The 17,385-nt window shown below is 65.2% G+C and carries 34 protein-coding genes; all 34 read right to left on the reverse strand.

Going from position 1 to position 17,385, the window contains the following annotated elements:
• Positions 1-12 precede the first annotated feature (12 nt).
• The 34 genes from JVH1_RS31635 to JVH1_RS31800 all read right to left on the reverse strand — a co-directional run bounded on the left by JVH1_RS31635 (position 13) and on the right by JVH1_RS31800 (position 17,292).
• Complete coding sequence (locus JVH1_RS31635; protein ID WP_009473862.1) at positions 13-1,629, reverse strand: hypothetical protein; 1,617 nt, start codon at positions 1,627-1,629, stop codon at positions 13-15.
• A complete protein-coding gene (locus JVH1_RS31640; protein ID WP_009473861.1) occupies positions 1,629-2,078 on the reverse strand; it encodes a hypothetical protein in 450 nt (149 codons plus the stop codon). Before JVH1_RS31640 ends, JVH1_RS31635 begins: the two co-directional genes overlap by 1 nt.
• 138 nt (positions 2,079-2,216) lie before the next feature.
• Positions 2,217-2,582: an HNH endonuclease gene (locus JVH1_RS31645; RefSeq protein ID WP_083849719.1), complete on the reverse strand. Its 366-nt coding sequence runs from the start codon at positions 2,580-2,582 to the stop codon at positions 2,217-2,219.
• Positions 2,566-2,796: a hypothetical protein gene (locus JVH1_RS31650; RefSeq protein WP_043778184.1), complete on the reverse strand. Its 231-nt coding sequence runs from the start codon at positions 2,794-2,796 to the stop codon at positions 2,566-2,568. Before JVH1_RS31650 ends, JVH1_RS31645 begins: the two co-directional genes overlap by 17 nt.
• Positions 2,789-3,067, reverse strand: coding sequence for a hypothetical protein (locus JVH1_RS31655; protein WP_009473860.1), 279 nt, complete (start codon positions 3,065-3,067; stop codon positions 2,789-2,791). The genes JVH1_RS31650 and JVH1_RS31655 overlap by 8 nt, the downstream gene beginning before the upstream one ends.
• On the reverse strand, positions 3,054-3,218 hold the full coding sequence (locus JVH1_RS31660; protein WP_009473859.1) for a hypothetical protein: 165 nt from the start codon (positions 3,216-3,218) through the stop codon (positions 3,054-3,056). Before JVH1_RS31660 ends, JVH1_RS31655 begins: the two co-directional genes overlap by 14 nt.
• Positions 3,219-3,237: 19 nt before the next feature.
• The gene (locus tag JVH1_RS31665; protein WP_043778182.1) at positions 3,238-3,492 is read right to left on the reverse strand and encodes a nicotinamide mononucleotide transporter; all 255 of its coding nucleotides are present in this window, start codon (positions 3,490-3,492) and stop codon (positions 3,238-3,240) included.
• Complete coding sequence (locus JVH1_RS31670) at positions 3,489-3,671, reverse strand: hypothetical protein (protein ID WP_009473857.1); 183 nt, start codon at positions 3,669-3,671, stop codon at positions 3,489-3,491. The genes JVH1_RS31665 and JVH1_RS31670 overlap by 4 nt, the downstream gene beginning before the upstream one ends.
• A gap of 312 nt (positions 3,672-3,983) precedes the next feature.
• Positions 3,984-4,343, reverse strand: coding sequence for a hypothetical protein (locus tag JVH1_RS31675; protein WP_009473856.1), 360 nt, complete (start codon positions 4,341-4,343; stop codon positions 3,984-3,986).
• Positions 4,340-4,765: a DUF6221 family protein gene (locus JVH1_RS31680; protein WP_009473855.1), complete on the reverse strand. Its 426-nt coding sequence runs from the start codon at positions 4,763-4,765 to the stop codon at positions 4,340-4,342. Before JVH1_RS31680 ends, JVH1_RS31675 begins: the two co-directional genes overlap by 4 nt.
• Positions 4,762-5,499, reverse strand: coding sequence for a hypothetical protein (locus JVH1_RS31685; RefSeq protein ID WP_009473854.1), 738 nt, complete (start codon positions 5,497-5,499; stop codon positions 4,762-4,764). Before JVH1_RS31685 ends, JVH1_RS31680 begins: the two co-directional genes overlap by 4 nt.
• 267 nt (positions 5,500-5,766) lie before the next feature.
• Positions 5,767-6,195: a hypothetical protein gene (locus JVH1_RS31690; protein ID WP_009473853.1), complete on the reverse strand. Its 429-nt coding sequence runs from the start codon at positions 6,193-6,195 to the stop codon at positions 5,767-5,769.
• Positions 6,174-6,509 (reverse strand): DUF6085 family protein, encoded by a 336-nt coding sequence (locus JVH1_RS31695; protein ID WP_237735108.1) that lies wholly within the window; start codon positions 6,507-6,509, stop codon positions 6,174-6,176. The genes JVH1_RS31690 and JVH1_RS31695 overlap by 22 nt, the downstream gene beginning before the upstream one ends.
• Positions 6,510-6,511: 2 nt before the next feature.
• The gene (locus JVH1_RS31700; protein WP_043778177.1) at positions 6,512-7,270 is read right to left on the reverse strand and encodes a hypothetical protein; all 759 of its coding nucleotides are present in this window, start codon (positions 7,268-7,270) and stop codon (positions 6,512-6,514) included.
• Positions 7,270-7,677 (reverse strand): hypothetical protein, encoded by a 408-nt coding sequence (locus JVH1_RS31705; protein ID WP_009473850.1) that lies wholly within the window; start codon positions 7,675-7,677, stop codon positions 7,270-7,272. Before JVH1_RS31705 ends, JVH1_RS31700 begins: the two co-directional genes overlap by 1 nt.
• On the reverse strand, positions 7,674-7,805 hold the full coding sequence (locus JVH1_RS31710; protein WP_009473849.1) for a hypothetical protein: 132 nt from the start codon (positions 7,803-7,805) through the stop codon (positions 7,674-7,676). The genes JVH1_RS31705 and JVH1_RS31710 overlap by 4 nt, the downstream gene beginning before the upstream one ends.
• Positions 7,802-8,065, reverse strand: a complete 264-nt coding sequence (locus tag JVH1_RS31715; protein ID WP_009473848.1) for a hypothetical protein — start codon at positions 8,063-8,065, stop codon at positions 7,802-7,804. The genes JVH1_RS31710 and JVH1_RS31715 overlap by 4 nt, the downstream gene beginning before the upstream one ends.
• Entirely contained in the window at positions 8,058-8,564 is a 507-nt protein-coding gene (locus JVH1_RS31720) for a hypothetical protein (RefSeq protein ID WP_009473847.1), read from the reverse strand. Before JVH1_RS31720 ends, JVH1_RS31715 begins: the two co-directional genes overlap by 8 nt.
• Entirely contained in the window at positions 8,561-8,848 is a 288-nt protein-coding gene (locus tag JVH1_RS31725; RefSeq protein ID WP_009473846.1) for a glutaredoxin domain-containing protein, read from the reverse strand. The genes JVH1_RS31720 and JVH1_RS31725 overlap by 4 nt, the downstream gene beginning before the upstream one ends.
• A gap of 783 nt (positions 8,849-9,631) precedes the next feature.
• Positions 9,632-10,459, reverse strand: coding sequence for a hypothetical protein (locus tag JVH1_RS31730; RefSeq protein ID WP_009473843.1), 828 nt, complete (start codon positions 10,457-10,459; stop codon positions 9,632-9,634).
• Complete coding sequence (locus JVH1_RS31735) at positions 10,456-10,899, reverse strand: hypothetical protein (RefSeq protein WP_009473842.1); 444 nt, start codon at positions 10,897-10,899, stop codon at positions 10,456-10,458. Before JVH1_RS31735 ends, JVH1_RS31730 begins: the two co-directional genes overlap by 4 nt.
• On the reverse strand, positions 10,896-11,798 hold the full coding sequence (locus JVH1_RS31740; protein WP_009473841.1) for an ATP-binding protein: 903 nt from the start codon (positions 11,796-11,798) through the stop codon (positions 10,896-10,898). Before JVH1_RS31740 ends, JVH1_RS31735 begins: the two co-directional genes overlap by 4 nt.
• Positions 11,795-12,091, reverse strand: coding sequence for a hypothetical protein (locus JVH1_RS31745; RefSeq protein WP_009473840.1), 297 nt, complete (start codon positions 12,089-12,091; stop codon positions 11,795-11,797). The genes JVH1_RS31740 and JVH1_RS31745 overlap by 4 nt, the downstream gene beginning before the upstream one ends.
• 1 nt (position 12,092) lies before the next feature.
• Positions 12,093-12,671, reverse strand: coding sequence for a hypothetical protein (locus JVH1_RS31750; RefSeq protein ID WP_009473839.1), 579 nt, complete (start codon positions 12,669-12,671; stop codon positions 12,093-12,095).
• Positions 12,668-13,216, reverse strand: a complete 549-nt coding sequence (locus tag JVH1_RS31755; RefSeq protein WP_009473838.1) for a hypothetical protein — start codon at positions 13,214-13,216, stop codon at positions 12,668-12,670. The genes JVH1_RS31750 and JVH1_RS31755 overlap by 4 nt, the downstream gene beginning before the upstream one ends.
• Positions 13,213-13,380, reverse strand: coding sequence for a hypothetical protein (locus JVH1_RS31760; protein ID WP_009473837.1), 168 nt, complete (start codon positions 13,378-13,380; stop codon positions 13,213-13,215). The genes JVH1_RS31755 and JVH1_RS31760 overlap by 4 nt, the downstream gene beginning before the upstream one ends.
• Entirely contained in the window at positions 13,377-14,171 is a 795-nt protein-coding gene (locus tag JVH1_RS31765) for a hypothetical protein (protein ID WP_009473836.1), read from the reverse strand. Before JVH1_RS31765 ends, JVH1_RS31760 begins: the two co-directional genes overlap by 4 nt.
• Positions 14,168-14,401 (reverse strand): hypothetical protein, encoded by a 234-nt coding sequence (locus JVH1_RS31770; protein ID WP_009473835.1) that lies wholly within the window; start codon positions 14,399-14,401, stop codon positions 14,168-14,170. Before JVH1_RS31770 ends, JVH1_RS31765 begins: the two co-directional genes overlap by 4 nt.
• The gene (locus JVH1_RS31775) at positions 14,398-14,877 is read right to left on the reverse strand and encodes a hypothetical protein (RefSeq protein ID WP_371113059.1); all 480 of its coding nucleotides are present in this window, start codon (positions 14,875-14,877) and stop codon (positions 14,398-14,400) included. The genes JVH1_RS31770 and JVH1_RS31775 overlap by 4 nt, the downstream gene beginning before the upstream one ends.
• Before the next feature lie 77 nt (positions 14,878-14,954).
• Positions 14,955-15,167: a helix-turn-helix domain-containing protein gene (locus JVH1_RS31780; protein ID WP_009473833.1), complete on the reverse strand. Its 213-nt coding sequence runs from the start codon at positions 15,165-15,167 to the stop codon at positions 14,955-14,957.
• Positions 15,164-15,325, reverse strand: a complete 162-nt coding sequence (locus JVH1_RS31785; RefSeq protein ID WP_009473832.1) for a hypothetical protein — start codon at positions 15,323-15,325, stop codon at positions 15,164-15,166. The genes JVH1_RS31780 and JVH1_RS31785 overlap by 4 nt, the downstream gene beginning before the upstream one ends.
• Entirely contained in the window at positions 15,318-16,217 is a 900-nt protein-coding gene (locus tag JVH1_RS31790; RefSeq protein ID WP_157173944.1) for a hypothetical protein, read from the reverse strand. Before JVH1_RS31790 ends, JVH1_RS31785 begins: the two co-directional genes overlap by 8 nt.
• Positions 16,214-16,969: a phage antirepressor KilAC domain-containing protein gene (locus JVH1_RS31795; protein ID WP_157173943.1), complete on the reverse strand. Its 756-nt coding sequence runs from the start codon at positions 16,967-16,969 to the stop codon at positions 16,214-16,216. The genes JVH1_RS31790 and JVH1_RS31795 overlap by 4 nt, the downstream gene beginning before the upstream one ends.
• Positions 16,970-17,025: 56 nt before the next feature.
• Positions 17,026-17,292 (reverse strand): helix-turn-helix transcriptional regulator, encoded by a 267-nt coding sequence (locus tag JVH1_RS31800; protein WP_009473827.1) that lies wholly within the window; start codon positions 17,290-17,292, stop codon positions 17,026-17,028.
• Between the last annotated feature and the right edge of the window lie 93 nt (positions 17,293-17,385).

Genomic DNA, 17,385 nt, shown 5'->3' on the forward strand with positions numbered 1-17,385 from the left:
TGGCCCTCCATTTCATGAGAAGCAGAACATTCGGTTGTCGGGTTCCTCCGCGGTCCACCCGGCGGCGATCGCATCGGCACGCGCCTCGTAGGCGAGGGACGCCCCGACGACGGAGTCGATCTTCCGATCGGACTTCGGGTGCTCTTTTCGCACGAGCCGGTAGATGCCCTTGTTGCGGACGTAGGCGTTGGAGAAGTGGTCCACGAACAACTTGTCGCCGGAGTGGAATGCGGTCTTGTTGATCAGGTCGGTGCGGAGCCGGTCGAGCGCCGAGTGCATCGGCATGTCCCGGGTCGTCGCCCACGGCAGGGCCCGCTCCGGGAAGTCCTCGGCGAGCTTGTCGATGTCAGAGCGCCACTCGTGCGGGTCCGCGTACAGGCGAGAGACGTTGTAGCGGGCGAACGCCTCGCGGATCTTCGCCAGGACGTCACTGCGAGGAACCTCCCACCAGTTCCCGGCGTTCCCGGCCGGCTTCTCCCAGATGCCGATCGGAAACAGGAAGCCGTCCGACATCCGGCAACCGATCAGCACCGTCGAGTCATCGTTGAGCGAACCGTCGAAGCCGAGCGCCACAGCAGTACCGGGTTCGAGTTCCTCGAATCCCTTCGGCCCCGACACCTGCCCCGCGAGTATCTGCCGCTTGACGATGTCGTCGGCGATCCAAGCATCCTTCGACGACATCGGCCGGTTCAGGAAGTACCGCGCCGCCGTCTCGTCGTCCGGGCAGATCCGCACGTCCCGCATGTCGCGGTACTTGCGTTCGAGGTCGATCCACTCGGCCGCCGCCCCGTACGCCTCCGCGAGCTGGTGGAGGGTCCGGGCCTTGTCATTCAGGTCGATCTTCCCGGTAGCTTCCCGGTGGTTGACGAACACCGACTCGGGCAGCTCACCCTTGCGCCACAGCGTCAGGGTCGTTTCGAAGACCGAGTTTTCACCGGGCCGGTACGCGGTCGAGGTCTGATGGATCCAGGCGTCGGCGTCCTTGCGCTTGCCCATGTTTCGGGCGGTCGTGGCGTACATGTCCCGCAGCTCGGGCAGCACGTATAGGTGCGTCTCGTCCGGGATGATGTGCGTCTCGAGGCCACCGTCCTTCGACGCCGCACCCGAGGTGCACTGCCGAATCTCCCCGCCCTGAGGCAGGTAGATCGCAGAGGCCGACTGGTACCGGCGGACACCACCGATCCCGCCGTAGATATCGGGGTGGGCGTCCTGCCCCCACTCACCAGCGATGAACGCAATGTTGGCGAACGTGTTGCCGGCCTGCGACTCCTCCGTCGCCAAGCACTTGATCAGCGGCGACCGGACCGGCCGAGCAACCGGCTGACCATCCGCATTCCAACCATCGAACCGGACCGGAGCGAAAGCCTCAGCAACAGCGATGATCCCGGCGATCTCAGACTTCGCGCGGCCCTTCGGCCGAGACAGGACCGCCTCGTTGTACACCCGTCGCCCCGTGTTGGGATCGATCCGGTAGCACTCGATGACATGCTCACGCATCTCGTCGTCGAGATCGAGGGGGTCGCCCTGGATGTCACCGACACCGTGGCATTCGTACTCGTGAATCCAGTCGAGAACCTCGTAGCCGACCGAGCACACATGCCCGTCGAACAGCGGTCCCGCCCATGCCATCAGGCACCAGACTTCGCAGCCCGCGCCCGCTCCAGCGAGGACACCTTCCCGCTCGACGCCGCCGTCGCCTTTCCAGTCGATGCGGCTGTCGGCTTGTAGCTGCCCCGGGCGCCCCCTCGCTGCTGCGGTTTCTTGCCAGCCTCATCGGGAAGGCGGAGCGCCGCGAGCAACTGCTTCAGCAGGTTGCCCGTTGCGTTCGCCTTCGCCAACGCGTCGTCGATCCGGATCTCGTAGTCCTCGGTCTGAGTCCGGTGCACGAGGTCGACCCAGGTGTCCGCGTCGCCGCGGAGGATCAAGTCGAGCTTGTCGAGTCGGTCCTTCGCCCGGCATGCCTCAAGCAATTGCACTCGCTGCACGGCATCGAGTTCGTGGTCCTTGACGATGTCCCGCCAAAGCGCCTTGCCTCCCGTGCCCAGCTCCTGGGGAGCTCGCGGTGATGTCGCGGCCACGGCCCTCCCTTCCGGAACATTTCAGGTTCTGCGAACTGCGAGGGACCTCCCCCGCGGCGAGGGCGTTTTCGGCCCTCGGGGGTACCCCCCTGGGGGTGTGTTTCCGCAGGTCAGAGCGTTGCTTGCATGTGCAATAAGTCATTGTTTCCGCAGGTCAGCCGTGTGGCGCTGTCCTGCTTTGGTGCTGTTGCAGGACCGACAGAGGATCTGGAGCTCTCCGTCTGGTGCCCCGCCGAGATCGATCTCGTCGACGTGGTCTGCGGTGAGATCCGTGGCAGGGTGCGCCGGCCGCCGGTACCCGGGACACCAGTCACCGTGTGTGGCCCTGTGCGCGTCGACTGCGGCCTTGCGGCGTCGCTGCTCGGCATACGTGCGGGTGACCTTGGTTGGTGTGGTCCGTCGTTGGTGTCGGTCTCGCTCGGCGCGATGGGTGGCGCACTGTGGCTCAGGCTGGATGTTGGGGCAGCCCGGTGTCGAACACACCCGGTTACGTGCCCGCGGCATGTCCGTCGCCCTCGTGGTGCTCGCGGCCGTCGAGGCTGGCGTGCGTGATGACCCATCCGATGGTTCCGTCTGGGCGTTGCACGGGTTCGGTGGCGGCACCGCATGCGCAGTCGTCATCGTGGCTGTGGCCGACGAGGTCATCGATGGGGGTGACATGAGCGGCGTCGCTGTCGGGGTAGTAATCGATGTTCCACCGCGGTTGAGTTTCAGCCATCTCTGTCGATCCTTCGCCAGGTCTTGGCTTTCGGGTCGATGTGCCATCCGGCCTGGTAGTTCAGGATCGACTGGGCCAGTGGTTGGTAGTACTCGGTGATGGTGTTGAAGTTCAGGGGTGCTGCGGTGTCCCCGAACGCGAGGCCGGCGAGGCCGCGGGCCAGGGCCCGCACTGCCGGGGTGTCGTCGGTGGGATGCGGCGGGAGCTCTTCCTCATCGCCGGTGAGTGCGTCGACGAGGCGGTCACGCAGGTCGTGTTCAGATGCTGGCATCGTCGCCCCCTCCGTGTATGGCGCTCAGGCTGTCGAGCAGCGTGTTCATCTGCGACTCAAGCTGTATGACTCCGACGAGGTCGCTCTGCGCTTGTGCGTGGGCGAGCTTGGCGCCGGCGTCGTACAGCTGGTCGAGGAGTGATTGCATCATTCACCTCATTCGCTGCAGGTCAGGCAGGTTCGTCCACCGGCGGGTGAGGAGGTTCGCGTTCCCTCATCCACCGCTGAATGCCATAGACATTCACAGCCCCATACGCCAACGCCGATGCGATGAACGCCGGCTGATGACTGACGAGGGCGTACGCGATCCACAGCACCTGAATACCGGCCCCGATGAAGGGACCGGCCAAGTGCTTACGCATCGTGAGGACCAGGCCGACGAGGCCAACCGCGGTGAGCGTGATGCTCCACCATTGGGAGATCACCGCTTGCCTCTGTATCGGCGGGGCCACTGCGCCTTGACCGCATCGGGCTGTTCGTCGTCGCCGTGGATGTGTACGTGGATGTGCACCTCGGCAGGTTCGGCGGGCGTGGTGTCGAGGCCTAGAAGGCGGCACATCACCTGACGGGTGAGGCTCACGACGGAATCGATCGGATCGGCCATGGCGAGCCTCCTGCGAAGTTGTGCGCGTTGTTCCCGTCGCACCGCGCTCGGGAAGTGAGCTGCGATCTGCGCCAGCCCCAGTCGCGCGCCCTGGGGGATTTGCGACCCCTCCGGCCAGACACCATGCCAATGGGAGACCGGGATCGAACCGGCACCATTGCCGAGCGGAGGGGAGTCTCACCATCTGCGCTGAACAGGATTTTCCGGTGAGACGACAAATGGCCGACCCGGCTGAAGAGACAGGTCGACCAACGGCAGTAACGCTACCAGAGCGCTCCGACACGATGGGGGAGGAGCGCTCTGGTAGCGGGGTCATCGTTTGCGGTGCCCGGTTTCGGCGATCAGGTCACGCACCTCCTCGACCAGATACACAGGTGAACCGTCGGCGCTGGTGCGTTTCGTCAACCGGCCCTTCGCGGCCCACGCCCGAACACTGGATGCGGGGACGCCGACCATCACTTCGAGGTCCCGTGCGGACAGGAGCTCCCATGCCTCCGGTGCCATATCGAGTTCCGGTTTGATCCACTCCTGCCCGAACTCGGTGACCTTCCGGTCGATGTTCTCGCAGACACCCGGGTTGAGAGATTCGAGGGCTTCCCTGTACGAGCGGGCGACGCGGCGGGCCCGCTCCAGCTGGGTGTCAGTCGGCCATGGCCATGGGTCTCCCGTCACAGCGCCCACTCCTGCCTGTAGTCGGGATGGTCGGAGTACGCCGAGGCTAGGTGGCGAAGTGTGTCGGCCAGCGCCTCGGCGTATCCAGCATCCTGCCCACGCACGAACGCACTGATATGACTGCTCGCGCTCGGTGCGCGACGGCATGCCTGCAGGATCGCCCGCTTCGTTGCGACCTCGAGCATCACCCGCGCCGGATCATGGAGGGCGATATGCCGAGCCTCGAACTCCCTCGGGTAACCCTCGCCGTAGACGATGGTGTGCATCCCTAGGCAGTCGACCTCGCCCTCGTCGTCGGCGAACGGGCCGCCACAGACGCCCTGCCCGCCCGAACGCCACTCCGCCGCTCGTTCCGCTGCATACCGAGCAAGCTCGCCGTCCTCGTCGAGACGGGCCTTCAGGAACTCCTCAATGTCAGTCATCCGGCCAGCTCCTTGTAATCGTCAGCCAAGATCATGGTCATGTGCCTGTAGTCGTCGTTGGTCCACGTTGATCCGCAGGAATTGCAGTTGATGACCTCGGAACCATGCCAGCGGCCCAGCTCGCAGTACTCGCACCGCGGGCAGGGGACCGGCATCCTGTCCCGGCCTTGCAGTTCGCCCACGCAGGCCCTCGCCCGCCGACGGAGATCCAGCAGCTTCATGCAGAGAATCGGCCCGTCCAATTCGACGGTGTCGTACTCCTCGCCGCCCTTCTTCCACTCCAGGGCGTCGAACCTCCCGACCTGGGCGAGGACCCGAATGTTCGGCTCGATGATCGCCAACCCAGCTGCCAGCAGCGCGGTGGGTCGCTCATGCTCAGGATTCGACATGTGCAGCACGTCCGCGACCTGCTCGGCGCACCGGTCGACCGTGCGGACGATCTCGACCATCAGGGCGTCGTAGTGCACGTTGATCGGGACGGTCGGTGACGGCGACGGATGCTTCCCCGCTGAGTGCTGCACGGTCCCCATCTCGCCGAGGATGTGATGCAACCGCATGTAGTGACCCCACAGGGTGGAGACTGCCTGCTCGACGGAGTTGATGCAGCTGTCACACAACGTGTTCGCGACCGTCGTGGCCGCAGGGATCCACACTTTGCGGTCCTCGGAGTCGCGTTGCCGCCCCTGGCAGTTGTCGCCGGCACGGCAGATGTGGTCGGTAGTGGATTCAGTCATGGCTAATCACTCCTGCTGGACGGCCGCACCCCTCGAAGGTCGAGCCGCAGTCGCATCGATGCGGTCCGTTGTGATGCGGCCCCAGAACGCACACGCAGGTCTCGCCGCCGTCCTTCCAGACCGGGCCGACCCAGTGGCCGCACTCGCTGCGGGGCATGCATTCCGGGTGCATCCAGTGCCCATCACCATCTGCGTCGCGCCACTGGGTCATGGCGCCCTGCTCGCCGCCGCAGCGCAGGCAGACGGGCTGGTGGTCCCTCGATTCGCTCACCACAGCGCCCCCTGCCCGGCCTCGGCGGCCGCGAGGATCTGCTCGGCGGCGAGGATCCTGTCGCAGGTGTCGGACTTTCGGTTCTTGCGTGCGAGCGTCCGGAGCTCGGCGGGCAGCGCTTCCGCCCACCTGGTGATCTCCGCCCAGGTGAGCGTCACGGTGTGCGCCCGGTCGTCCCGCTTCCGCTGGTGCATGTAATCGCCGGACGTCGTCATGGCGAGACCCCACGAGTACGTCTGGCGGTACACGCCAGCCGCGCGCCACTCCTCGTTGCGCGCGGTACCGCAGCCCTGCATGTCGCGGATGTGCTTGCACCAGTACTCGGGTGCGTCGACCAGGGCGAGGATCAGGAAGGAGTCCAGCTCGCCGAGGAGCAGGCGTTGACTGTTGATGAGGTGCTTGGTCATCGCGTCACCGGTTCCCATGTCCACACGTTGTCGCGGCAGACCGTGACGCGGTATGTGCCGGGTGGTTCGGGTGGTCCGTCGAGCGCGGCGAGCAGGCGGTGGAACCTGCACTCTTCGAGTTCGTTCTCGACACGTTCGCGCAGCGGATGCCGCACGGTGAACTCGTCGGCGTGCAGGGTCACAATGTGCTCGGTTTCACGGACGTCGAGGATGTCGGCGACCGCGGTGGGGTTCGGGCATGTGGCGTTGCTGCAGGCGATGTAGCCGCCGTAGCCTGCGAACAGCGTTGCGCCGCACCCCATCGGGCAGTAGCCCTTCACGTTGATCGTCATGGTCACTCCCTGATTTCGTTGATTCGGTCGGCGAGCCACTCGGTGTAGGTGCGAGTGCTGCCGGGGTAGCGGCGGGTGGCGTACGACGTGTGGTCGCCGCGGATGAGGTACCCCTCGGCGTCGCGGCGTGCCTGGGCGTAGAGACCCCGGATGGCGTCACGGTTGCGCCAGTCGATGGCTATGTCCTGCCATTCCTTCACCCGCAACCGTCGGGTGAGGTCAACACCCCAGCCGATGAGGTTGGCCAGGCTCATCGCTGCGGTCTGGTCGGCGATCGTGCGGAGTGGTGAGCTCCGTGGGCAACAGCAGATGACATCAGCTGGGTCCGAGATCCACCAGCGGGGAAACGCGCGAAGGATGGGTCTCGGGCCCGTGATGCCGTACGAGCCGATCTCGCCTGATGACCCGTACCAGGGAGCGCGTGGGTCGGAGATCAGTCCGACACCACGCACGTCCAAATCGGGATGCTCGCCTCGCGCGACCTCGGCGGCCACGTCACCGGCCAGACCGGCGCCGCCCGAGTACCCGAGCAGTATGACCGGGTTCGGGTCGCGCCGGATCGCGTCGATGACAAGTGGCCGGCCGTGTCGCAGCGAATCGTCGAATGACGGACCCAGCGGCATTGGCACCGGGCCATACGACGCCAGCCACGGCACGTCGACGACTCGGAACCGTGCCGGGTCGAGCAGTCTGGTGACGTTCGTCAGCATCGGCGACGGAACTCGTTCGCCTATGCCGCGGCACTCCAGGACAGAGATCATCACTCACCGCCTTCGAGTTCGGCGCGGAGCTGGTCCTCGTGCTTGCGGTATCTGGCAAGTGCTTCCGCTTTGGTTCTGCCCCCGAAATACTTGTCGCACCAGAGGCATTGCAGGACGTGCCGTCGTCCGAGGGTGCGGTACCCGTCGGCGGTGTCTGCCCACGCGTCGAGGTGACGCTGCGCGTTGTCGATCGCGGTGGCCTGACCCTTACCATCGGCTGTTGACTGATCCGATGGCATGGGGCGCGCGTTCGATTGGAAAGGCTGGTCCTCCGGGGCCGGTAGTAGTCGGGCGTTCACGAGGTCGTTCTCGACAACCTCGGCGATGTGCCTGGGCGACAGCCACGGTGACCGTTCGATCGCGCAGGTGATGACGTCCAGCGCGTCGCTCTGCTCGATGGTGCTCATGCTGCCTCCTGGGCGTGTTCTTCGATGTAGGTGTCGAACTGCTCGTCGGGTTCGGTGTCGAGCTCGGCGGTTGTGCCGCAACGCGCCTCGTGTTGCCAGGTTGTTGTTGCGCAATGGCATCCGGTCACCGCTTCCTCCATTCGCCGGCGTTCGGGCAGTCGACGAAGTGCGGCAGGAACAGTGGGCGGTCGGTGCGGCGTATGGCGGCGAGTTGGTTGCCGCGCATCACCCCTGCGTGCAGCACCCCGCCGATGTGGTCGAGCAGGACGTTGCCGCTCGCGGAGGGCTCGGCGTTGATGGGGATGTGCTTGCCGTGTTGCGTGCGTGCCCACCGGATCGGGGCCTTGCAGGAGCGGCATTGCTCGGTTGGTGGGAGTTGCTCAGACATGGGCCGTCTCCGCGCTGAGTCGCAGCCCTGCCCTGGCAACGTCGTAGGCGGACCGTTGGTGGCACAGCTTGCCTTTCCCTGCGATCTTCAGCTGCCAGCTAGGTGTCCGTCGTTCCTGCGGGGTGACAAGGGTCGGCGGGTAGGTGCCGAAGGGTTGCGACCCGTTCTTGCCGGGTTGCACCTGGAGGGTTGGTACAGGCCAAGCGAATCCGAGGACGGCGCCGAGCACCTCAGCTGTGGCGAGCAGGGCCGTCGGATCGACGGCGGCCCGGCCTTTCATGTGCCATGAGGGGCGGGTGATCGTCTCCACTGCCACCGTCTGCACCTGCAGAGTGTCGAGGAGGCGGTACGCCTGGTTGAGCACCTCCTGGATGTACCTCCGGTCGGCGGGGAACAGGTCGTATTCCGTGGCGACGTCGGCTGAGGCGATTACGTCGCGGCCATCGATGACGCAGATGCCGGTGAACTTGGCGCCGGGGTCGATACCGAGGACCCTCATGGTCGGCCCTCCGCTGCGTCCTGTGCGAGGTACCCGAGCGCAGCAAGTTCGTTGGCCAGCCACTGGATGCGGTCCGGACGGTGGCCGGACCAGTGCTCGGTGCCGGAGTCCAGGCGAGCGATGACGACCGGGGCTGTCAGGTGTCCCAGCTTCTTCATGTCGGCGGCCGCTTCGGTGTCCTCGCTGAGGTCGACAAGCGTGTAGTCGATGCCGGCCTTGTCGAGGTCCCGTTTCGTGGCCTTGCACGGGAAGCAGCCCGGGCTGGTGTAGACGGTGATGGTCATTCGGTGCTCTCTTCGTTGGGGTGGAGCGGCTCCGTGATGTCGCGCTGGACCCGTGCGGTCTCTGCGGCGGTTTCTGGGGCCGGTCCGGTGTGAGTGGCGGGGGAGGCCTTCACGCGGGCGAGGCAGGGGCAATGACGGACGATCGTTTTGCCGTTGTGGGTGAGGGTGCATTTGACGCCCTCCGGTGCCCCGCAGTCGGGGCACGGGATCCGCAGAGCGGAGGCGTACGCGGCTGTCACAACAGCCTTGCCTGTGCACAACTCGAAACCAGGCCGCCGGGAAAAGATTGGTTTCTTCTGGTTTCGGAAGGACTGGGTGGGACTGTGGTCCCACCTTCGCGGTACTGCAGTCCCACCTTTCCGGACCACAGTCCCACCTTTCTCGGATCGAATGGCGGGACTGTGGTCCCAGCTGTGGATGAGTTATCCACAGCCCAAAGGCGGGACTGTGCTCCCACCTTTCGAGGGTGGCTCCACAGCACGGGTGAGATACGGAATCCGGAACGTCGTCGCCCGACCCCGGTACGCGAAGACAGGAGACCCATCACCCTTGAACGCGATCGGCACCCGAGGATCAACCCCGTACGTGGCGAGCTTCCGGATCGACTTCCGCAACCCCTCCTCGGAGATCCCGATACGCCCGGATACTTCGGCAGCGGTGCGCCAACAGGTTCGATCGTCGGCGTCCGCCCACTCAGCGAGCGCGACGAGCACGAGACGCTCCGTCGGACCCATCCACTTCGGGGCGGTGTCGAAGACTTCCTTGACGAGCTGCCAGGCCACATCACTCGGCCTCGCTCTCTGGTGGCTCCTCGCCGAGCGCCGGCTGAATCGCGGTCACGGTCGTCGTGGGCGTGTCCTCATCGGACTCGCGCCCGGCGAACACACCGCCCCCATACCGGAGAAGCCACGCACCGTCCACCGGCACGGACGGGTCGAGATACACGTCGGTGTTCGGCTTGTCCGGGTCGTCGTGATCCCACGCCACCGACGGGGCGGCTGCACCGACCCACTGGTTCCCGATCTGCGCCCGGTGGATCTGGTTGGAGTGCGTGCGGAACAGATGCAGCTGTTCCTTCCGCCGGTTCGCGATCTTCAGGAGCGGTTCGATGCTGGCTGGATTCCAGGTGGTGCGGTTGGTGTTCTCGCGCTCGTCGCCGTCCCCATCGCGCGGTGTTGGGAGTGGATCGCCGTCGATGATGCGACGCAGCCGCGACATTGGGAATGCCTTGGCGTCATGCACCTCGAACTGGAACTCGGCACCATGGTCGAAGAGGGTGGCGGTCTCGACGACGATCACCGTGTTCCCGTCGATACGGATGTCGACTGCATGTCCCTTGTCGCCCTTCGCGAGCTTCTTCAACGCGTCGGCGAGGATCCGGCAGTTCGCCGCCGGCCACAGTGAGACCTGCAGGTCACCGGTGCACACAGTCCACGTGTGTCCCATGACGGCACCGGTGGTGGATGTGCCAGCGAGGAGGGTCGTCTCGTCGGGGTCCTCACCCCAGTGCCCGCGGGTGGTCCGGAGATGGATGCCCCGCCAGCTGTCGGCGGTATCGAGGAGGTCGGTGAGAAGTTCGACGAGGGCCTTGGTGGAGATCGTGATGCTCAAGCGACTGTCCCTTCGGGGCGAGTGACGTACAGCGAGTGGGTGTCGATGGATCCGTCGTCGGCGAACAACACCCAGCCGTGCCACGTGTAGACAGGCGCCTTCGAGGGCTCCTGATGCGGCGACAGAATCCAGCCGAACTCGCGCGCCTTCACCGGGTTCGCATGCACCGAGTCATCACCACCGGTGTGGCAGTGAAGGCACAGCATCAGGTAGTTCGACGGACGCTCACGGTCGGCTGCGCTGCGGCGCAGGCGGTGGTGAAGTTGCAGATCAGTTGCGACCTGGCAGCGCTCACACCGGCCGCCGGCGCGGGCGACAGCGATCGGAGCCGCGGACGTCAGAGCTGCGGCCGCAGCCTCCTTACGGGGCGAGCGGCCGCTGCGTTTCATCCAGGAACGGCGCATCGGGTTGCGTTTCAACGGTGTGCGACGCAGGCTCACGCGGCACCCCCTTCAGCCTCAGCGGCCGCCTGGAGCGCACGCCCACGGTTGGCGACGAGATCGCCGAGGACCGTCGGGTTCCCGTCGCCGTCGAGAGTCGGGGCGCCGAGCATCAACTCGCGGTCGAGTTCGATGTACAGCTCGCGGAGCGTGGTCGGGGTCTGCTCATCGGAGAGCGCGCGGTCCCGGTACTCGGCGACCGTCGGCCGGCGTTCCCCATCTGCGAGCCACTCGCCGACGAGCTCGGCAAGTTCGGCCCCCGGCCGGTCAATCAACTCGCGGGCGAGGAGCGGAAACCGGGTCTTGCTTACGGTGAGTGCGTTCCGCTCGTCGAGGTCGCCGACGATGTCGAAGTCGTGCTCGACGCCGTCCCGCTGAATCGGCTTCAACGCGACGCGGCGTACCTCTTTGCGGCCGTGCTCGTTCACTTCGATGACGTGCTCGACTTTCGAGCGGAGAGTGACGATCACGTGACCGGGGTACGTGAGGAGCGCCTCGATCATCCGGCGTTCCTCGGGACGCACCTCTTTCCAGCCGGAGTTGTACGGGCCGGACCGTCCTCGGCGGTCAACCTGCTCGAGCATCCCGTCGGCGCCCTCCCAGTAGCTCGACCACGTGTCGAGAACAAGGGCGTCGTATTCGCGGCCGGAGGCGGTCCCGAGGATCTCGACGAGCGAGTTCGGGGAGAACGTGGACGCCTTGAGTGTGTCGAACGCCCATCCGTTCACACCGGCATACCAGGAAGCGGAACCATGTTGGGTGTCGACGACGGCGACACGTGAGCCGAGGCTGTGTGCGAGGGCGAGCGCCGTGTATGTCTTCCCGGAACCAGGGGGACCACACAGCAGTATCCGGGCGTGGCCTGCTGCTCGGGTTGCTGGGGTGAACTCGACGATCATGGTCGGGCCCCCGATCCGTGGATTCGAGTGCTCTCCGGTAGGTAGTCGGCGACAATCTCATCGGTCAGCAAGATCCAGGTATCAATGACCGGGATCGGTGTCCACCAATGCATTTCTCCGTCGTGTCCGGCGTAGACGACGTTGCAGTCGATGAACCGCGGCGGTCTCGCATCGGTCCGGTGACGGACCAGCTGGACGCCGGTCGGACGGGTTGGAGGTTCGGCCTGTCCGGTGAGGGTGTCGGGCAGCGACCACGACCCGCCCAGCGGTGAAGTCTTGGAGGAATCGTTCATGTCACAGCCCCTGTTCTGCGTAGAAATCGGACAGCTTCACCGGCGACCAGTACCGGTCGAACTTCTCCCGGTTGGTGTCGCTGATGCGGTCGAGTGGGTCGCCGGGGCACTCGGCCTGTGCGACACCGCTGGCGAGGGTGATGCGGGCGCACCCGGCGTGGTAGGAACCGTCTCGGGTTTCGCTGCCGGCCACCTTGATCCACGTTGATAGGCCGGTCATGCGCTCGGCGATCGTCGCCTCGCCAGTCACCCGCGGCAGTGTGCGAGCCAGTTCCTTGCCGAGGTCAGATCGAGTATCTGGAACCCACACACCTGTTCTTCGGTGGAACTTCCAGCCCGGAAAAATCGCGTCTGTCACGCGGCGTGCGTAGGTGGTGTCATCGCCGTCGAGCGGGAAGTAGCCGCGCATCGTGGCGCCCTCGCCGTAGAAGGCTGCCAGCTTGCGGTCCTGATCGTCCATCGGATGCTCAGCCGCCCAGGCGTCGCATCGCGAGGTGAAGGACAACCAGTCTTCTCGCTGCTTCTCCAGTGCTGCGAGGAGGTCAGGAGCAGTGCTGCGGTAGACGTGTGTCGGCCTCATTCGCCGCCGCCGATCGCGACGAGCTCGCGGATGTCGAGGATCCCGAGTCGCCACAGCTCGGGGATCAACGTCGGTGCGGTCTTGGCGTCTGGTCGAACCTGGAGGACGGAGTCCTTCGTGACGAAGTCGACGCCGTCAGGGATCGGGCCTTCGCCCCGGCCGGCGAGGGTGATTGCGTCGTTCGCCCAGCCTGGGGCGGCGACCCGAACTTCCTGCACCAGATGTGGGGCGTGCTTTCGCAGCACCTCGGCGACCTTCTCGTCGTCGCCGAAGCGGTACTCGGCCACGGTGTTGTCGCCCATGTTGTCGACCACCCACGTGTCGAATGCCTTCTGATCGACAACCTTCAGTTCCGGATCCGGGTCGGTGCGGGTGACCGAGCCGAGCTTGATGCTCTCGCCATTGAGTTGCACACGGGCGGTGACTCGATCCCCGGGCTCCATGACATGGAACTGGGATGCCCGTCGGATGTCGGTGGCGTCCTTGATGTGCTTCTGCAGCACACCAAGTGCGATCAGTTCGACGGTGGTGTTGTGCTCGCTCATACAGTTTCGCTTTCTAGTGAGGTGACCAGCACGGACTCGGGGTGAAGCCCGCCATACACGTGCTGCCACTCGTTGTGGATGTCCTGTTGGAAGCAGTCGATGCGCACCCTGTTGCCCTCGCGGGTGACGCGGACCTTGTTGTGGCCGTCGATGTGTTCGCTCATGAGGCCACTGCCCGGTCTCGAACTACCTGCCGCTGCGAGATGCCGAGGCGTTCGGCGATCTCGTGGGCGGCATGCCCGCGCGAGGTGAGCTCGGCGACCTGCTCGATCCGCTCAGCCCGAGCGGAGGCGGATGTCCAGGCCGCGCGGATGGGCTCGGCGGCCGGGTCGTCGATCGTGTCCTCGTCCCACTCCATCGGCAGAGCCCACCCAAGCCGGGATGCTCGGCGACGCGAAGCATCCGACGGACCCGGAATCAGCTGGAGTTCCGCGAACAACGCGGCCACATCCTTCGCCCGCTGCGCGGTGCACCGGGACCGGTGGCCCAAGATCAACCGGCCGAAGTTGCCCGGCACCATCTCAAGTCGGGCCGCGAGCACGTCCTGCGTCCACCCGGCGGCGACGAGCGCCTGCAGACGCCGCATCGATCCTGTGGCGTCCACCCGAGTCGAACCCTCGGCGACCGTGAACGCCGCGTGCGGGACGGGCACACCGAGCACACTGTCCCGGAAGCTCGTCGATACCTTCCGTGACGGGGGAATCCCCTGTCCGCTTCGACCGCGGATCAGCGCTGAGAGCTGACTGCGGTTGACGTCGGCGAGTCTTGCGATGGTGCGCTCGCTCATACCGGCCGCTTGCAGCGCCGCCACGTGAGCGCGGACGGCGGTCGCATCGACGTAGGCCGAGTCGAACCGGCCGTACAGGTGCTGACGTTTGCGCCAGGTCTCGTAATGGGACTTGCACCAGCCGCGGCGAGTGGCCTGATTTGTGCAGCCTTGGCGTGAGCAGATCATCGGCTCACCTCATGCCCCTGATCTGCTTGCATCGGGTGGGCGATGAGGTACGCGACTTCGACACAACCACTAGGCAGAGAAACCTCGAGCTTCGCTGTCGCGCAGCCACGCCGGGCTCCCGCCTCATGCAGGACCGGGGCGACCTCGCACCACACGCTGAAGCTGTCGAGCTGGCCGGCGTCGTTGATCGCGTCGAGGAGATCAGAAAGGATCTCGGCGGGGGCGCTCATCGCCGCACCACCGGGATCACGCCGAAGTAGGCAAGAGCGACGTACGTGAACACTGCGATTGACAGGAGGGCTACGAGCCGGACGCCCCACTTGGCGATCCAGTCTTCGAGCCTGTCCCAGAAGCTAGGTTCGGGCGCGTCGTCGATCGCCGCGGCGAGTCGGTCGAACAGGTCCGGCGTTGGTGGGTATGGCTTCGCCAAGGCGATAGCTTCGTCGGCGACGTGGTCGAACTCGGCATCAGAGACCGCGGGACCGGGCTGCTGCAGCCACGTTGCCCTGAGGTCTCGACGAACCTGATCGTAAATCGGCGTCGACATGAAATGCGCGGTCAGTTCGTCGGCACCGACCACGAACCGCTGAGTGGCGACGCCGCGCGCGGCCTGGGCCCGACTGATCTCGTCAGCGCGCTCGGCACTGACCATTCCGACGCCGTCGACGAACACCTGATCAAATGAAACGGACATGCGAATCCCCATTCGTGACAGAAGGTTTGAAGACTTGAAGCCGGTGGCGGCGGGGTAGCACCCACTCGCCGCCACCGGAGAATGCGGCGTTACGACGCCCAACGGGACTCGCCCGGACGCCTCGTATGCGACTTCTCGTAGGCGGCCACGGCCGAAGCCGGTATCCGCACCGTTCGACCGACGCGCATCGATGCGATCTCGCCGGACTTCGCGAGTTCCTGGGCTTTGCGGATCGACACTTCCCACCGCTCCGCCAGTTGGCGTGGAGTGAAGTACCGCTTCTGCTTTTCGGTGTCGCTCATTCGAACTCACCGCCGCTCACCCGAGAGTCCGCGTCAACCAACTCGGCAAGGAACGCATCCTGGACTTCGGAGTAGCGGTCGACCAGGACCCGGGCCCGTTCGGTGTGTGGGACGTTGGCGAGTGCGACGTCGAGGTCGCCCGCGTACAGGTCAGCCATTGCCGCCGCCTTCACCTAGGGTGGTGACGCCAGAATCAACACTCGGAGGGGGAACTGAATGGCAGCCGACGCTCGACTTGATGACCTCGCTCGCAGAATCGACGCGGTCCCTGACTCGCTCACCGGAGTGAAGTCGATCTACCAGGCCTTCCATACCCTCGCGTCGAATAACTCGCGACCCGCCACTGCCGCCGAGATGATCGGCGCCATGACCGAGGGGCTCGACGAACTCGACAAGCGACTCTCTTCGGGTGAGCACCTCAAGGGCTGACCCCGAGTCGTCACAATCAGCTGCTGACGCTGTCGTGCCGACCGACCGGTCTCCTACTGTTGAGCTACGACCAACAACAGAAGGAGAAACCTCTTGAGCAGCATCAGGGACCTGAAGGCTCTGTCGATCCCAGACGAGTTCCCCGTCTCGGCCGCCATCAGGGATGAATTCATTCAGAACGTTGAGCAGGCAGGTGGCGAGGCGTTCAGCGCAGTGGGTCTGGTCGCCCCCCTGATGCTGGCCGTCATGCGTCTTGAGAGTCGGCTCGTGGAGGCGGAGGACCGGATCAGGCTCCTCGAGGGCAACGGCAAATCTGCTGTCGACGGTGGAGCCGCCAACGATCGGAGCGGGAAGGTCTGGTAGCCAAACTCTTCTGATCTCCTCACGCACGATGGCTCGCACGTCGTCGTGCGTGAGGGGCTTCTGCTTCGGCTGCGGCAGGACGACCAGCCCCTGATCGGCGAGACGCTGTAGGGGATCGGAGGCCGCTTCCGTTTCGAGTTCGCGGTGCATCTCCTCGTGCGCGTCGATGTCCTGACGCAGCTCGTATTCGTCTTCGGCGGTCTCTGGGTGGGAACCGGCGATCCCGAAATCGCAACTCGCGCAGCTGTAGAGGATCATGCTGCACCGCCGACAATGGCGGGCGACTGCGCGAGACGCTTCCGAAGAAATTCGACGCCCTTCGGCAACACGTACGCCGTCGCGGTCGGAACCGTCTCACCGGTCCTTCTATTGACGTAGGTGCCCGGAATAACCTTGAAATGGTGGGCGTACCGCTGATACGGCAGGTTGTTTCCCTGCAGGATTCCCATCCGGCGTAGGTCCCGCATCATCACGTTGCGGCCCCACCCGATGATCCGAGAGACGGCCTGCATTGAATAGCAGCCGTCCGCGTCCATCAGTTCGTCGTAGAACTCAGCCTTCGGCTCAAGCTCGGCGATCTGCACATCCTTCGCGGCGATCATCGACTGTGCCTCGAGAACTGCGTGCGCCAGGAGTTCGGCGCCCGACAGCGCGGGAGCAGTCGCGGTCTCCGCCTCGCGGGTCTTGGTCGCGAAGTACGCCTGCGCGGCCGCGATCTCCGGCATGCTTGGGTCGCCGTTCATGACGGTCAGGTAGGCGCCGAACCGCGACAGCGAGTAGTCCTGTCGCGGGCGTCCGCCCCCCAATGGTTTTTCGGTGATCGCCGAAAAACTCGCGGCAACATCGTGGCCGCTGTTCCGTGCCGAGGCGATAGCACGCTCGACGATCTTCGCGAAGTCTTCCCAGCGCGAGTACGCCGTCGCCGCCTGCAACTGACGGGCGGACCATCTGTTGCCGGGGAGCATCAGTTCGTCAAATGGCGAGCGTGCCGTAGTCTGAATCGCAGACATCTGATCTCCAATCTGTGTCTTGGCCCTCGTCCTGTGTCCGCAGGCGAGGGCCTTTTTCATACGAGTGAAACAGTCTTTGATTTGCCACATCGCTGCGCAGTAATTGTCACCTGGACGTCAAAAAGGATCTCGACAGGTACACCGAGCGCCTCCGCTATGCGGTTGGCGGTCTTGGGTTCACAGCTTCGGCGCCGATCAGCAAGTAGGTGATCGATAAAGCTGGGGTGAACGTCGACATATCGGGCGAGCTTTCGCGCCGACATCTTCTTGTCGTCCTCGGGGCCAACGAACGCGCGCAGGATGCCTGGACTCTTGAGCTTCATCCAAGTTCCTTTCGGCCAGCGTCGGTACGGGGTCGTCATCGTGCTTCTCCAGTCTGCTTTGTAGGCGCCTATCTGTCAACTAACAAGCATCAA

This window comes from Rhodococcus sp. JVH1 (assembly GCF_000280725.2).
Classification (GTDB): domain Bacteria; phylum Actinomycetota; class Actinomycetes; order Mycobacteriales; family Mycobacteriaceae; genus Rhodococcus_F; species Rhodococcus_F jostii_A.

What these genes read in the sequence shown, in the direction of transcription:
- JVH1_RS31765 (WP_009473836.1), bottom strand. Translation starts at nt 14,171, where the DNA reads ATGATCTGCTCACGCCAAGGCTGCACAAATCAGGCCACTCGCCGCGGC.
- JVH1_RS31780 (WP_009473833.1), bottom strand. Translation starts at nt 15,167, where the DNA reads ATGAGCGACACCGAAAAGCAGAAGCGGTACTTCACTCCACGCCAACTG.
- JVH1_RS31760 (WP_009473837.1), bottom strand. Translation starts at nt 13,380, where the DNA reads ATGAGCGAACACATCGACGGCCACAACAAGGTCCGCGTCACCCGCGAG.
- JVH1_RS31755 (WP_009473838.1), bottom strand. Translation starts at nt 13,216, where the DNA reads ATGAGCGAGCACAACACCACCGTCGAACTGATCGCACTTGGTGTGCTG.
- JVH1_RS31700 (WP_043778177.1), bottom strand. Translation starts at nt 7,270, where the DNA reads ATGATCTCTGTCCTGGAGTGCCGCGGCATAGGCGAACGAGTTCCGTCG.
- JVH1_RS31725 (WP_009473846.1), bottom strand. Translation starts at nt 8,848, where the DNA reads ATGACCATCACCGTCTACACCAGCCCGGGCTGCTTCCCGTGCAAGGCC.
- JVH1_RS31695 (WP_237735108.1), bottom strand. Translation starts at nt 6,509, where the DNA reads ATGACGATCAACGTGAAGGGCTACTGCCCGATGGGGTGCGGCGCAACG.
- JVH1_RS31785 (WP_009473832.1), bottom strand. Translation starts at nt 15,325, where the DNA reads ATGGCTGACCTGTACGCGGGCGACCTCGACGTCGCACTCGCCAACGTC.
- JVH1_RS31715 (WP_009473848.1), bottom strand. Translation starts at nt 8,065, where the DNA reads ATGTCTGAGCAACTCCCACCAACCGAGCAATGCCGCTCCTGCAAGGCC.
- JVH1_RS31790 (WP_157173944.1), bottom strand. Translation starts at nt 16,217, where the DNA reads ATGATCCTCTACAGCTGCGCGAGTTGCGATTTCGGGATCGCCGGTTCC.
- JVH1_RS31655 (WP_009473860.1), bottom strand. Translation starts at nt 3,067, where the DNA reads ATGCCAGCATCTGAACACGACCTGCGTGACCGCCTCGTCGACGCACTC.
- JVH1_RS31690 (WP_009473853.1), bottom strand. Translation starts at nt 6,195, where the DNA reads ATGGGAACCGGTGACGCGATGACCAAGCACCTCATCAACAGTCAACGC.
- JVH1_RS31635 (WP_009473862.1), bottom strand. Translation starts at nt 1,629, where the DNA reads ATGGCATGGGCGGGACCGCTGTTCGACGGGCATGTGTGCTCGGTCGGC.
- JVH1_RS31680 (WP_009473855.1), bottom strand. Translation starts at nt 4,765, where the DNA reads ATGACTGACATTGAGGAGTTCCTGAAGGCCCGTCTCGACGAGGACGGC.
- JVH1_RS31705 (WP_009473850.1), bottom strand. Translation starts at nt 7,677, where the DNA reads ATGAGCACCATCGAGCAGAGCGACGCGCTGGACGTCATCACCTGCGCG.
- JVH1_RS31685 (WP_009473854.1), bottom strand. Translation starts at nt 5,499, where the DNA reads ATGACTGAATCCACTACCGACCACATCTGCCGTGCCGGCGACAACTGC.
- JVH1_RS31745 (WP_009473840.1), bottom strand. Translation starts at nt 12,091, where the DNA reads ATGAACGATTCCTCCAAGACTTCACCGCTGGGCGGGTCGTGGTCGCTG.
- JVH1_RS31660 (WP_009473859.1), bottom strand. Translation starts at nt 3,218, where the DNA reads ATGATGCAATCACTCCTCGACCAGCTGTACGACGCCGGCGCCAAGCTC.
- JVH1_RS31800 (WP_009473827.1), bottom strand. Translation starts at nt 17,292, where the DNA reads ATGAAGCTCAAGAGTCCAGGCATCCTGCGCGCGTTCGTTGGCCCCGAG.
- JVH1_RS31740 (WP_009473841.1), bottom strand. Translation starts at nt 11,798, where the DNA reads ATGATCGTCGAGTTCACCCCAGCAACCCGAGCAGCAGGCCACGCCCGG.
- JVH1_RS31795 (WP_157173943.1), bottom strand. Translation starts at nt 16,969, where the DNA reads ATGTCTGCGATTCAGACTACGGCACGCTCGCCATTTGACGAACTGATG.
- JVH1_RS31770 (WP_009473835.1), bottom strand. Translation starts at nt 14,401, where the DNA reads ATGAGCGCCCCCGCCGAGATCCTTTCTGATCTCCTCGACGCGATCAAC.
- JVH1_RS31650 (WP_043778184.1), bottom strand. Translation starts at nt 2,796, where the DNA reads ATGGCTGAAACTCAACCGCGGTGGAACATCGATTACTACCCCGACAGC.
- JVH1_RS31720 (WP_009473847.1), bottom strand. Translation starts at nt 8,564, where the DNA reads ATGAGGGTCCTCGGTATCGACCCCGGCGCCAAGTTCACCGGCATCTGC.
- JVH1_RS31645 (WP_083849719.1), bottom strand. Translation starts at nt 2,582, where the DNA reads ATGCCGCGGGCACGTAACCGGGTGTGTTCGACACCGGGCTGCCCCAAC.
- JVH1_RS31750 (WP_009473839.1), bottom strand. Translation starts at nt 12,671, where the DNA reads ATGAGGCCGACACACGTCTACCGCAGCACTGCTCCTGACCTCCTCGCA.
- JVH1_RS31775 (WP_371113059.1), bottom strand. Translation starts at nt 14,877, where the DNA reads ATGGGGATTCGCATGTCCGTTTCATTTGATCAGGTGTTCGTCGACGGC.
- JVH1_RS31670 (WP_009473857.1), bottom strand. Translation starts at nt 3,671, where the DNA reads ATGGCCGATCCGATCGATTCCGTCGTGAGCCTCACCCGTCAGGTGATG.